This is a genomic window from Janthinobacterium sp. (assembly GCF_031995485.1).
Taxonomy (GTDB): Bacteria; Pseudomonadota; Gammaproteobacteria; order Burkholderiales; family Burkholderiaceae_D; genus Janthinobacterium.
In genome coordinates, this window is the sequence record NZ_DAMAGB010000007.1 from 143,056 (window position 1) to 154,511 (window position 11,456).

The 11,456-nt window shown below is 66.7% G+C and carries 13 protein-coding genes; 6 read left to right on the top strand and 7 right to left on the bottom strand.

What is annotated here, in order from left to right; genetic code table 11:
* Position 1: 1 nt before the first annotated feature.
* From RTQ46_RS07680 to RTQ46_RS07700, 5 genes are all read right to left on the bottom strand, one after another.
* On the bottom strand, positions 2-748 hold the full coding sequence (locus tag RTQ46_RS07680) for an SDR family oxidoreductase (RefSeq protein WP_312435649.1): 747 nt from the start codon (positions 746-748) through the stop codon (positions 2-4).
* A 218-nt stretch (positions 749-966) separates the two neighbouring features.
* Positions 967-1,173 carry a hypothetical protein gene (locus RTQ46_RS07685; protein WP_312435651.1) on the bottom strand — a complete coding sequence of 69 codons (207 nt, stop codon included), beginning with the start codon at positions 1,171-1,173 and terminating at the stop codon, positions 967-969.
* 9 nt (positions 1,174-1,182) lie between these two features.
* Positions 1,183-1,869 (bottom strand): thiol:disulfide interchange protein DsbA/DsbL, encoded by a 687-nt coding sequence (locus RTQ46_RS07690; protein ID WP_312435652.1) that lies wholly within the window; start codon positions 1,867-1,869, stop codon positions 1,183-1,185.
* 148 nt (positions 1,870-2,017) lie between these two features.
* Positions 2,018-3,586 (bottom strand): TonB-dependent receptor, encoded by a 1,569-nt coding sequence (locus tag RTQ46_RS07695; protein ID WP_312435654.1) that lies wholly within the window; start codon positions 3,584-3,586, stop codon positions 2,018-2,020.
* Positions 3,587-3,679: 93 nt separating this feature from the next.
* Positions 3,680-4,579, bottom strand: coding sequence for a LysR family transcriptional regulator (locus tag RTQ46_RS07700; protein ID WP_312435655.1), 900 nt, complete (start codon positions 4,577-4,579; stop codon positions 3,680-3,682).
* Positions 4,580-4,695: 116 nt separating this feature from the next.
* On the opposite strand from RTQ46_RS07700, the gene RTQ46_RS07705 reads away from it, so the two are divergent.
* Positions 4,696-5,511: a class III extradiol ring-cleavage dioxygenase gene (locus RTQ46_RS07705; RefSeq protein WP_312435657.1), complete on the top strand. Its 816-nt coding sequence runs from the start codon at positions 4,696-4,698 to the stop codon at positions 5,509-5,511.
* A gap of 54 nt (positions 5,512-5,565) precedes the next feature.
* Here RTQ46_RS07705 and ylqF read toward each other — a convergent pair whose 3' ends face one another.
* Positions 5,566-6,513, bottom strand: a complete 948-nt coding sequence (gene ylqF, locus RTQ46_RS07710; protein ID WP_312435659.1) for a ribosome biogenesis GTPase YlqF — start codon at positions 6,511-6,513, stop codon at positions 5,566-5,568.
* A gap of 174 nt (positions 6,514-6,687) precedes the next feature.
* On the opposite strand from ylqF, the gene RTQ46_RS07715 reads away from it, so the two are divergent.
* Positions 6,688-7,482 carry a hypothetical protein gene (locus RTQ46_RS07715; RefSeq protein WP_312435660.1) on the top strand — a complete coding sequence of 265 codons (795 nt, stop codon included), beginning with the start codon at positions 6,688-6,690 and terminating at the stop codon, positions 7,480-7,482.
* Positions 7,483-7,572: 90 nt separating this feature from the next.
* Positions 7,573-7,854, top strand: coding sequence for a hypothetical protein (locus tag RTQ46_RS07720; protein WP_312435661.1), 282 nt, complete (start codon positions 7,573-7,575; stop codon positions 7,852-7,854).
* Here the strand turns inward: RTQ46_RS07720 and RTQ46_RS07725 are convergent.
* Complete coding sequence (locus RTQ46_RS07725) at positions 7,851-8,777, bottom strand: histone deacetylase family protein (protein ID WP_312435663.1); 927 nt, start codon at positions 8,775-8,777, stop codon at positions 7,851-7,853. The two genes, RTQ46_RS07720 and RTQ46_RS07725, sit on opposite strands and share 4 nt — an antisense overlap.
* 193 nt (positions 8,778-8,970) lie before the next feature.
* On the opposite strand from RTQ46_RS07725, the gene RTQ46_RS07730 reads away from it, so the two are divergent.
* From RTQ46_RS07730 to RTQ46_RS07740, 3 genes are all read left to right on the top strand, one after another.
* Positions 8,971-9,879, top strand: a complete 909-nt coding sequence (locus RTQ46_RS07730; RefSeq protein ID WP_312435665.1) for a MoxR family ATPase — start codon at positions 8,971-8,973, stop codon at positions 9,877-9,879.
* Between the two features lie 5 nt (positions 9,880-9,884).
* Positions 9,885-10,811 (top strand): DUF58 domain-containing protein, encoded by a 927-nt coding sequence (locus RTQ46_RS07735; RefSeq protein WP_312435666.1) that lies wholly within the window; start codon positions 9,885-9,887, stop codon positions 10,809-10,811.
* On the top strand, positions 10,808-11,456 hold a 649-nt coding region (locus tag RTQ46_RS07740; protein ID WP_312435668.1), incomplete at its 3' end, for a DUF3488 domain-containing protein. The genes RTQ46_RS07735 and RTQ46_RS07740, both read left to right, overlap by 4 nt.

The window sequence follows — 11,456 nt, forward strand, 5'->3', positions numbered from 1 at the left end:
TTTACAGGCCGCCCGAGATGTCGAGAAAGGTGCCGGTCGCGTACGACGATCCCGGTCCCAGCAGATACAGGATGGCGTCGGCGATTTCTTCAGGCCTTCCGCCGCGCTGCATCGGCACGATGGACTCCAGCCGCGCCACCCGTTCCGGTTCGCCGCCCGAGGCGTGGATTTCCGTATAAATCAGGCCGGGGCGCACGCAGTTGACGCGGATGCCCTCATTGGCCACCTCTTTCGCCAGCCCGATGGTCAAGGTGTCGACCGCGCCTTTCGAAGCCGCGTAATCGACATACTCGTTGGCCGAACCGCGCCGCGCCGCCACCGACGATACATTGACGATGCGCCCGCCCTGCCCGCCGGTGGCGCTCGACATGCGCCGCACGGCCTGCTGGCAGCACAAAAAATAGCTGATCACATTGGTGCGCAGCACGCGCTCCAGGCGCGCGGCCGAAATCTCCGTCAGCCGGCATTTCTGTTCCAGCACGCCCACATTGTTGACCAGCGCCGTCAGCGTGCCGAGGCGTGCATCGACTTCGCGAAACAGCCGCGCCACATCGGCCTCGTCGCCCACATCGGCCTGCACCGCAATTGCCTCGCCCCCTGCGGCGCGTATCTGCGCGCACAACGCCTCTGCTGCTTGCGCGTCGCGCAGATAGTTGATGCACACGGCATAGCCATGGCGCGCGGCCAGCAGCGCCGTCGCCGCACCGATGCCGCGGCTGCTGCCGGTGATCAGGATCACTTCTTTCATGTTTGCTCCTCGATATGAAAAAGCCCGCGCGGGGCGGGCCGTGGGGCTGTGGTGATGGTTGTCGGGTTACGCGCACCGCGCTAACCCGACCTACGTCAGACCTGCATCCGTGGAAAAACGTGGGGGCTTGTCGGATTGCGCGCATGGCGCCAATCCGAGCTACCCGGCACCTCCGCAGGTCGGATTAGCGCAGCGTAATCCGACACACCCTCGACGCATCAGGAACGCACATGCGTCATCGCATACGCCAGATGCTGCCACCAGTGCTCGCGCTTCTGCGCCGACGCCATGCACTGGGCATCGGCTGCGGCGCAGGCCTTGGCGGCCAGCGCGTTGCGCCGGGCTTCCACATTGACGGCGGCCAGCGCCAGCCAGGCGACCAGCGCCAGGGCCACGGCGCACAAGATCCAGGGCAGCTTTTTCACGATCTTCCTTTATTTCTTCGCCGGCGCTGGCGCAGGTGCGCCACCGCGCTCTTTCTGCACGCGCGCCACCAGTTCATCCATCACGCGCAGGGTCGCCTCCTGGGTCTGGCGTTCGCTCTGGCCCGGACGCGACAGCTGCGCCGGCGAGGTCACGAAGCGGCCGTCGATGACGATGGTCGGCGCGCTGTCGATCTTGGCGGCGGCGATCAGCTGCTCGTTGCGTTTCAGCTTGGCCTGGATGCCGAAGGAGTTGAACATGTCGAGGTACTTGGTCTTGTCCATGCCGTTCTTGACCAGCAGGTCGAGGATGGCGCCATCGGTCATCAGGCGGTTGCGCTCGACGTGGATGGCGCGGAAGATCTTGTCATGGTACTGGTCCAGCTGGCCCATGGTTTCCAGCGTGGCGTAGGCATGCGCCTGCGGGTCTTTCGGGCCGGAGAACGCCAGGTGCACGCGGCGGAAGGCGATCTTGTCGCCCTGCTTCTTGACCCAGTCATGCATCAGCGGATCGAGCGCGTAGCAGTGCGGGCACGAGTACATGAAGAACTCGACCACTTCCACTTTCTTGCCGGTGTCGGCGCGCTGCGGCGTGGCCAGCGTGGTAAAGCCCGTATCGGCCGCCATGGCACCGCCGGACGCGGCGATCAGGAAGGTGGCGGCAAGCAGGGGGCGCAGCAGGGAACGCAGAAAACGCATGGTCAAATCCTTCATCGGTATGGTCGAAAACAGAGCGAGATTACCATTTTTTGCGCACTTGCATGGAGGCCCTGTTTTAAAAAGGCCGTTTCAGGCCAGCGCCGCCGCGGCGATTAAGCCGCTCTTAAGCGGCAGGCAAGGACAGCCGTCAGAACCGGTAGCGCGCCGACAGGCGCAGCTGGCGCGTGTCGTTCTGGTAAATGCTGGAGCGGCAGGCCGGCGCATCGCCGTAATGGCGGCGGTTGGCCAGGTTGCTGCCCGACAGTTCCAGCTGCCAGCGGCCCGCCTTGTAGGCATAGTGGCTGTCGATGGTGGCAAAGGCCGGCGTGCGCGCCAGGCAGCTGTTGTCGAAATCGTTGCCGTAGCGTAGCGCGCGCAGCCACTGCACGCCCATGTCGAAGCTGCTGTTGCCGGGCGGCGTCCAGTACAGGCGCGCCGCCGCCAGCGTCCTGGGCACCAGCGCGATATCGGCGCCGTCGTACGGATAATCGTCATAGCGGGCGTGCGCCTGCTGCAGCTGGCCGTCGATGCGCCAGGCTGGCGACAGCGTCAGGTTGCCCTCGAGCGCCACGCCATCGCGCCGCGCCGGTTCCAGGTTGCCGGCAAAACCCTGCTGGTTCAGCGCCAGCACGCTCTGGTCGAACACGATCTGCGTCACCAGGCGCTCGCTGAACAGGCGCAGCGAGGCGCCGCGCGTATTGCGTGCGTCGCTCCAGGTCAGGCCTAGCTCGCGTTCATAGCGCAGCTGGCCCGCCAGCGGCCGGTAGCCGGCGCTGGTATAGCCATCGTCGTCGATGCGGTATTTGCGCGCCGTCTTGGCGTACATGCTGAGATCGGGGCGCAGCAAGAAGCTGCCCTGCAGGTCCCACGCGCGCTGCCGCTCCCAGTTGCTGCCGCCAAGCGGCAAGTCGGACGGGTCGAGGTGGAACTGTTCGCGCCGCAGGCCGACCAGCACGCGCGGCGCATGCACGCCGCCGAAGGCCAGTTCTTCGCGCAGCAGCAGGGCGCGCGCATGCTGGCGGCGGGTCAGGTCGCTGCCCGGGTCGCTGTCTTCGGTCGAGCGGGCCGTGGTGCGCTGCCACTGCATCAGGTCGATGCCCAGTTCGGTATCGGTGCCGACCGTGCCCAGCTTGCTGTAATGGCGCAGGCGCGGCGCCAGCTGGACCTGGCGGCTGCGGTACGAGGACACGTCATTGCCCGCCTCGCCCACATAGGTGGCGGTGGCCCGCTTTTCGCGCAGGGACGCCTCCACGCCCAGCTCCACATTGCCCAGGTAGCGCTGCACGAAGCCGCTGGCGCGCCGCACATTGTAGCGATAGCGGTCGTCGGGCCAGGCCGACAGCACATAGGCAAATGCGCTGGCGGGGGCCGGGTAGCGCGTCTCCTGCTCGATGTCGTCGGCGCTGAAGCCGAAGCGGCCCTGCCGCGATTTCCATTCCGCGCCCAGGCTGGCGGCATGTTCGAGAAACACGCTGCCGTCGCGGTAATTGCCGTTGCGCTGCACGTCGTAGGCGGCATCGAGCGACAGGCCATCCTGGTCGCGCGCCACGCTGGCGCGCCCGCTGCGCTGTCCTGCCTGGCCCACCTCAAGCGACACTTCGCCCGAGGCGACGGCGGCGGCCGGCGCGGCCGCTTCCTGCGCCAGCGCCGGCAACGCGAGCGCGCACAGCAGCACCGTGCGCGTGGCGATCGTCAGGGCGGAAGGGGCAGGCATCATGGCGGCAGGCTTGATAGGTGCATTGCGAACGGGCAACAAAGGCGGCCCATTATACGCAGGGCGCAGGGCATGGCAAACAGTGGCAGGGCCGGCTCAGGGCACGTTGCCGCCCAGGCGCCCTTCGCCGGCCAGGAAATCGATAAAAGTGCGTACTTTCGGGGACAGGTAGCGGCGGCTGGCATAGACGGCGTACACCTTGCCGCTGACCAGCTGATAGCTGTCGAACAAGCGCACCAGACGCCCGGCCGCCAGATCGTCGTCGGCCTGCCACGACGGCAGCAGCGCGATGCCCATGGCGTCGAGCGCGGCCGCGTGCAGCAGGCTTTCGTTATTGCTTTGCAAGACGGGCTGGTAGCGGACCGTCTCGCCGCCGCCCGGCCCGTCAAAACGCAGTTCGTTGCCGGCCGCCATCAGCGAATAGCTGATCAAGGCGTGCACGGCCAGTTCCTGCGGCTGGCGCGGCACGCCGGCCCGGGCCAGGTAGGCGGGCGACGCCACCAGGTAAAACGCGACGCTGCCGACGGGCCGCGCGATCAGGGCCGGCGCCGGCGCCTCGCTCACGCGCAGGGCCAGGTCGAAACCTTCCTCGACCAGGTTGACCACGCGCCCGCTCAGGTCGATATCGAAGGTCACGTCCGGAAAGCGCGCGCGGTAGGCAGCCAGCGTGCGCGTGAAGATGGGATTGGCGAACCAGACCGGCGCGCTCAGGCGCAGCATGCCGCGCGGCACCACGGTCGTGCGGCCTACCGTTGCTTCCACTTCGTCGAGATTGTCGAGCATGTCGCGGCACTGCTCGAAATACACCTTGCCGATTTCGGTCAGGCTCAGATGGCGGCTGCTGCGGTTCAGCAGGCGCGCATCGAGATGGCGCTCCAGGTGCATCACGTGCTTGCTGACCATGGCCGGCGACAGGCCCAGGCGCTCGCTGGCGCGCACGAAACTGTCCAGTTCCACCACCGCGCGAAACACGCGCATGCTGCGCAAGGTATCCATCTGCATCCCGTCATCATCAACCAGATGGAAATGATATATCAATATTTGCCGTCTTGATCAACGCATGGAGCATGACTATAGTAGGATCATTCCAGCCATCGACCATCGGAGCCGCCATGTCCAGCACCATTTTCCCTACCTATTTCCTGTCGCACGGCGGCGGTCCGTGGCCGTTCATGAAGGACCAGTTCGGCGGGCGCTACGATGTGCTGGAAGCGTCGCTGCAGGATATTCCGCGCCAGATCGGCGCTCGGCCGAAAGCGGTGCTGGTGGTGACGGCGCACTGGGAAGGACCGCAGTTCCTGGTCTCGGCCAGCCCGCGCCCCGGCATGATCTATGATTACTCGGGTTTTCCGCCGCATACCTACCAGATCCAGTATCCGGCGCCGGGCGCGCCGGAACTGGCCGCACAGGTCAAGTCGCTGCTCGACGCGGCCGGCCACCCTGCCCGCCTCGACCATGAACGAGGGTTCGATCACGGCACCTTCAGCGCCCTGTTCCCGATCTACCCCGAGGCCGACATGCCGCTGGTGCAGCTGTCGCTGAAACACGGCTACGATGCGCTGACCCACGTCGAAGTGGGGCGCGCGCTGGCCAGCCTGCGCCGGCAGGGCGTGCTGATACTGGGAAGCGGCCTGAGCTACCATAACCTGCGCCAGTTCGGCCAGCCGGGCGCCGTCGCCTCGCACCAGTTCGACGCGTGGCTGCGCCAGGCCATGGCGCTGCCGCCGGCCGAACGGCTGGCGCAGCTGCTGGCGTGGGACCGCGCCCCCGGCGCACGCCAGGCCCACCCGCAGGAGGACCATCTGCTGCCGCTGATGGTGGCGCTGGGCGCGGCCGAGCAGGAGGTGGCGCAGGTGGTGTATCACGAGGATGATTTTTTCGGCGCGCTGGCGGTGAGCAGTTTCCGTTTCGGCACCGCAGCAGCCTGAAAAACGCGGCGGCATGACCTGCTCGCGGCGCCGCCGGCATGTCATCGGAAAGCTTTACGTGCCGCGCTTGCCCCGCGACGCATTCCTTGCCTTCTCGGCTGCAATCTCCGCGGCCTTTGCCGCTTTTTCCGCCATCTCGGCCGCATGCTGGGCCAGCAGTGCGGCGCGCGTGTCCGGCGTTTCCAGCGAGATGCGTCCCAGGACGCCGCTGCGGTAGTCCAGCAGCAGCGTGTGCGAGGCCTTTTCGAAATCGTAGTCGCCGCCCTTGATGCGGAAGCCGCGCTTGGCGGCAATGCCTTCGACCACGCCGATGGCGTCCACTTCACCGGTCTTGGTGCCATAGCGCGCGGCCAGCAGGTCCGGATAGCGCTTGAGCAATTCCTCGGCCAGGAACACGGCCACTTCTTCCTCGATCAGCGCGTTCGAGCCGATCGCATGGCTGGCCGCCAGCATCAGGCCGTCGCTGGGGATGGCGATCTTCGGCCACAGCATGCCGGGCGTGTCGACCAGGATGGTGTTCTTGTCCAGGTACAGCTTCTGCTGCATTTTCGTCACGGCCGGCTCGTCGCCCACCTTGGCCACGCGCTTTTTCAGCAGCGCATTCATCAGGGTCGACTTGCCCACGTTGGGGATGCCCATGATCATGATGCGCAGCGGCTTGGTCGGCACGCCGCGGTGCGGCGCCAGCGACTTGGCCAGTTCCGGGATGCGCGCCACGTCGCCCGGTTTCTTGGTCGTCATCGCATACGCGGTCACGCCTTCCTGGGCGTTGAAGTAGGCCACCCAGGCGCTAGTGGCGGCCGGATCGGCCAGGTCGGTCTTGTTGAGGATCTTCAGGCAGGGCCGCTGGCGGAACAGGCGCAGCTCATCCACCATGGGATTGCAGCTGGCTGCCGGCAGGCGCGCATCGACCACTTCAATCACCAGATCGGTGTTTTCCATGGTTTCGGCCGCTTTCTTGCGGGCCGCGTTCATATGTCCCGGGTACCATTGTATCGCCATGCTCTTGCCTTCAAAATCGTTCAGTCAATCCGCTATTTTACGTGGTTGGCGGTGCGGCGTCCCGTTTTATGGCGCCTGCGCCAGCCCGATGGGGGGAAACGAAACAATTGGTGATAATGTGACACCAACCACGGTGCTACCATCCGCCCTTTCGTCCTTCCTGAGCTCGCACCCATGCTACCTGCCCGCCTTGCCAACCTTGCCCTGCTGGCCCTGTCTGCATCCTGCCTGACACCGGCGCTGGCGCAGGACGCCGGCGCGCCTGCCGGGAGTTCCAGCGAGAGCGCCGGCGAGCCGGTAGCGCTGGCGGTCGACGTGCACGGCACGCGCGATCCGGACCTCCTGCCCTACCGCACCATGCTCAAGGGCCTCGATGCCTACGCCGACCACCAGCGCCTGGCGCCAGCGGCGCCGCTGCGCTTCCGGCTGCTGGCCGCCACGCCGGCCACCTCGATGGCGGGCGCCACCTTGCGCCTGGAAGCGGACAATCTGTCGATCGCCATCCCGCTGGCCGCCGACGGCACCTTTACGCTGGCGCGCGACAAGACGGCGTTCGACGCGAATGCCGACCTGATCAGCAACAAGAAACGCAGCACCGTGCGCTGGCGTCCCAGCATCGTCACGCCCGGCCTGCCGCCGAATGTGCGCCGCCTGGGGGACCTGCGCCTGGAATGCGAAATCCGCTGGGCGGTGGAACAGGACGCGCTGCCCTTCATGCGGCGCAATCTGTTCAAGCTGGCCGGCGGCCCCTGCCATTCGGCCATGATCAATGTGCCCTATCCGGGCACGCGCACGCTGGCCGGCGTGCTGGCCCAGTCGGGCGAGCGCAGCGCGCGCCTGCCGCTGACGGACGACCGCAGCCGCTACCTGCCGCCGCTGCACGACAACAGCTGGAATGACGACACCCTGCTGACCATCAGTTATGCCGGTGACGAGCCGGTGCCGGAACAGGCGCTGCAAACCCTGTAACCATGTGTTTTGATACCGATTCTTAAATAAATTGAAAATGTTACAATTAAGCAATTTTATTGCCGTACTGGCGCAAACCAAATGAGCAGCATGATGAGGGAAGACACCGGCCGGCCAGCGTCATTATCTGTCGCAAAACTGGAAGAGCGCCTGAAACGCCAGAGCGCCGATACGGCAGGCCTGCAGGCGCTGTACGATCACCTGGTCAATGAAATCAAGCACCACCGCGACATGCTGCACCTGGACAGTTTCGATGCCGGCAAATCGGCCGCCGTCTATACCCGGGCGTGGCGCGATTTCATGGCCGGCGATGCGCACGACTTCCAGACGCACCGCCATCTCAATTCGGGTACCCGCCTGCCGCTGTTCTAGAGTTCGGCCAGCGCCTTGACATGGGCCGCCACGCTGCGCCCCAGCGACGACAGATTGTAGCCGCCTTCCAGGCAACTGACGATGCGCCCTTCGCCGTACTGGCTGGCGACGGCCATCATCTGCTGCGTCAGCCACATGTAGTCCGCCTCGACCAGGCCCATGCCGCCCACGTCGTCTTCGCGGTGGGCGTCGAAGCCGGCCGAAATGAACAGCATCTGCGGACGCTGGCGGTGCAGCGCCGGCAGCCAGTGATCGAGCACCAGCTGGCGCACCACGTCGCCTTTCGAGCGCGCCGGCACCGGCACGTTGACGCGCGTGTCGGTGTACGACTCGACATCGCTGTACGGATAGAACGGGTGCTGGAAAAAACTGACCATCAGGATGCGCGGGTCGTGCGCCACCGATTCGGCCGTGCCGTTGCCATGATGCACATCGAAGTCGACGATGGCCACGCGCTGCAGGCCGCGCACGTCGAGCGCATGCTTGGCGGCGATGGCGATATTATTGAACAGGCAGAAACCCATCGGCTCGCTGGGACGCGCATGGTGGCCGGGCGGGCGGATCGCGCAGAAGGCATTCGATATCTCGCCGTCGATCACCGCGTCGGTAGCGGAAATGGCCGAACCGGCCGCCGCCAGCGCCGCCTCGTAGCTGTGCGCATTGAGCAGGGTGTCACCATCGAGCGGATAGTAGTCGCCGGCCGGCGGCACGTTGTCGCGCACCAGGCCGATGGCCGTGGCGCTGTGGTTGCGCGCGATATCGGACAGCTGCGCGGGCACGCCCTCGCGGTGTTCGACCAGGTCGCTGATATGGGCCAGGATCAGCTGGTCGCTGATGGCCTGCAGGCGCGCCGGCGATTCGGGATGCCAGTCGCCCATTTCGTGGCGCAGGCAATCGGGATGGGTATAAATAGCTGTGCTCATTCTTGTACTTGTTCGCTTTGTCTCTGTTCACACAGTAAAATCACAGGCTGATCTGCGTAGCCTTGCTTCGGTCTTGATAATCTACCACGGACGCGCCATCGGCGGGCGGCATGGTTGGCGCAGGATTTGACCGGCGCAGGCGATTGTAAATTAAATAATCGTTCGTCATCCATACAACCACGACAGGGGCTGCATGTTTTCCACACTACACCAGGCCGCGCGCCAGGTCGGCGAGGTGATCGTCGGCAAGGAGCTGCAGATCCGCCAGGCGCTGGCCTGCCTGCTGGCCGGCGGCCACCTGCTGATCGAGGATGTGCCTGGCGTGGGCAAGACCACCCTGGCCCATGCGCTGGCCATGTCGCTGGGTCTGCAATGGAAGCGCCAGCAATTTACCAGCGACCTGCTGCCAGCCGACGTGGCCGGCATGTCCGTGTATGACCGCGCCAGCGGCAGCTTCGTGTTCCATCCCGGTCCCCTGTTTACCCAGGTGCTGCTGGCCGACGAGATCAACCGCGCCACGCCGAAGACCCAGTCCGGCCTGCTCGAGGCGATGGAGGAGCGGCAAGTGACGCTCGACGGCGTCACGCATGCCCTGCCGCAGCCATTTTTCGTGATCGCCACGCAGAACTCGCAGCACCAGTCCGGCACCTTCCCGCTGCCCGAGTCGCAGCTCGACCGCTTTTTGATGTGCATCACGCTGGGCTATCCGGAGCCTGCCGCCGAACGCGCGCTGCTGCTGGGCGCGGACCGGCGCGCCATGCTGGGCACGCTCTCGCCCGCGCTGCAGCCGGGGCAACTGCTGGCGATGCAGGCGGCGCTGCGCCAGCAGCACGTGTCCGGCGCCCTGGCCGACTACGTGCTGGCGCTGGTACACGCCACGCGCACCAGCGCCAATTTTGCCGAAGGCCTCAGTCCGCGCGCCGCGCTGGCCCTGTTGCAGGCGGCGCGCGCCTGGGCGGCGCTGGCCGGGCGCGACCATGTCACGCCCGACGATGTGCAAGCCGTGCTGCTGCCCGTCTGCGCGCACCGGCTGCGGGCACGCCAGGGCGAGCAGGACAGCCGCATGCTGCTGCAGCAATTGTTGCTGGCCGTACCCGTCTGACGCGCATGCGGCTGCCGTTGTTTCCATCGCGGCCGTGGCTGGGCGCGCACCGCGTGCATATCCGCCCGTCACGCGCGGGCCTGGCGTTTGCCGCGCTGGTGCTGGCGCTGTGGATCGCCGCCGTCAATTACCAGCTGGGCCTGGGCCATGCGCTGACCTGTTTTGCCGCCGCCTGCGCGATCGCCGACATGCTGTTTGCCAGCCGCAACCTGGCGGGCCTGGCCCTGGCCGCCACGCCGGGCGAACCGGTGGCCGCCGGCGGCACGGCATGTTTTGAATTGCGCCTGATCAACCGCAGCGCGCAGCCGCGCCATGCGATCGCGCTGGCCGCCGGTGCTTCGGCGTCGCTGCACTGGGTTGATGTCGACGCGCATGGCGAAGCGGCCATCACGCTGGCCGTCGAGGCGGACCGGCGCGGCTGGCTGGCGGCGCCCGCCATGCGGCTGTCGAGCAACTTCCCGCTGGGCCTGTTCCACGCGTGGTGCCACTGGCAGCCCGAAGCGCAGGTGCTGGTGTATCCGCAACCGGAAAGCCCGGCCCCTGCGCTGCCGCTGGCTGCGGCGGCGCGCGCGCAGCCGCAACAGGAACTGGCCGGTGTGCGCGCCTATCAACCGGGCGATCCGCTGCACCGGCTGGCCTGGCGCCAGATCGCCCGCCACGATGGCGCACACCTGGTCAGCAAGCACTTCACGCCCGTGGGCGATGACACTGGCCAGCACAGCTTGCTGCTCGACTATGCCGCCTTGCCTCAATCCGGCACGGAAGCACGCCTGTCGCGCCTGTGCGCCTGGGTATGGGAAGCCGAGCGCCAGCAACTGCCGTACCGTTTGCGCCTGCCCGGGACAGAGGTGCACGCCGGACTGGGGCCATCGCAACGCATGGCCTGCCTGCGCGCGCTGGCACTGCACGGCTTGCCAGAGGCAAGCGCATGATGGGCCGCTGGCGCGCCCTGCCGCGCGAGCAGGCCGATAGCCTGCTGCTGTTGCTGGCCGTCGCCATGGCGCTGGCGCCGCATGCGCTGCACTTCCCCCTCTGGCTGTCGATCGCTGCGGCCACGCTGCTGCTGTGGCGCGCGGCCATCGCCCTGCGTGGCGCGCGCCGGCCGCCCCGGGGCCTGCTGATGGTGCTGGCCATGCTGGGCATTTCCGGCGTGCATATCAGCTACGGCACGCTGCTGGGACGCGATCCCGGCGTGGCCATGCTGGCGCTGCTGCTGGCGCTCAAATCACTGGAAATATCGCCGGACAGGCGAACCCGGCGCGATGCCATGGTGGCGGTCTTCATCAGTTTTTTCCTGCTGCTGGCCAGTTTCTTTCATGCGCAAGGCATCGCCAGCGCCGCCTGGATGCTGGCCACCGTGGCGCTGCTGCTGGCGGCGCTGCTGTCATGTCAATACGGTCCCGCACAGCCGCGCCTGGCCATCCGCCTGCGCCTGCTGGCGCGCATGCTGGCGCTGGCGCTTCCATTGTCGGTGCTGATGTTTGTCGCCCTGCCGCGTGCCGGCGGCCCGCTGTGGGGCGCGCCAGCTGGCGGCTCGCAGGGCACGACGGGCTTGTCGGACAGCATGCAGCCGGGCG

What these genes read in the sequence shown, in the direction of transcription:
- RTQ46_RS07680 (WP_312435649.1), bottom strand. Translation starts at nt 748, where the DNA reads ATGAAAGAAGTGATCCTGATCACCGGCAGCAGCCGCGGCATCGGTGCG.
- RTQ46_RS07690 (WP_312435652.1), bottom strand. Translation starts at nt 1,869, where the DNA reads ATGCGTTTTCTGCGTTCCCTGCTGCGCCCCCTGCTTGCCGCCACCTTC.
- RTQ46_RS07695 (WP_312435654.1), bottom strand. Translation starts at nt 3,586, where the DNA reads ATGATGCCTGCCCCTTCCGCCCTGACGATCGCCACGCGCACGGTGCTG.
- RTQ46_RS07700 (WP_312435655.1), bottom strand. Translation starts at nt 4,579, where the DNA reads ATGGATACCTTGCGCAGCATGCGCGTGTTTCGCGCGGTGGTGGAACTG.
- RTQ46_RS07705 (WP_312435657.1), top strand. Translation starts at nt 4,696, where the DNA reads ATGTCCAGCACCATTTTCCCTACCTATTTCCTGTCGCACGGCGGCGGT.
- ylqF (WP_312435659.1), bottom strand. Translation starts at nt 6,513, where the DNA reads ATGGCGATACAATGGTACCCGGGACATATGAACGCGGCCCGCAAGAAA.
- RTQ46_RS07715 (WP_312435660.1), top strand. Translation starts at nt 6,688, where the DNA reads ATGCTACCTGCCCGCCTTGCCAACCTTGCCCTGCTGGCCCTGTCTGCA.
- RTQ46_RS07720 (WP_312435661.1), top strand. Translation starts at nt 7,573, where the DNA reads ATGATGAGGGAAGACACCGGCCGGCCAGCGTCATTATCTGTCGCAAAA.
- RTQ46_RS07725 (WP_312435663.1), bottom strand. Translation starts at nt 8,777, where the DNA reads ATGAGCACAGCTATTTATACCCATCCCGATTGCCTGCGCCACGAAATG.
- RTQ46_RS07730 (WP_312435665.1), top strand. Translation starts at nt 8,971, where the DNA reads ATGTTTTCCACACTACACCAGGCCGCGCGCCAGGTCGGCGAGGTGATC.
- RTQ46_RS07735 (WP_312435666.1), top strand. Translation starts at nt 9,885, where the DNA reads ATGCGGCTGCCGTTGTTTCCATCGCGGCCGTGGCTGGGCGCGCACCGC.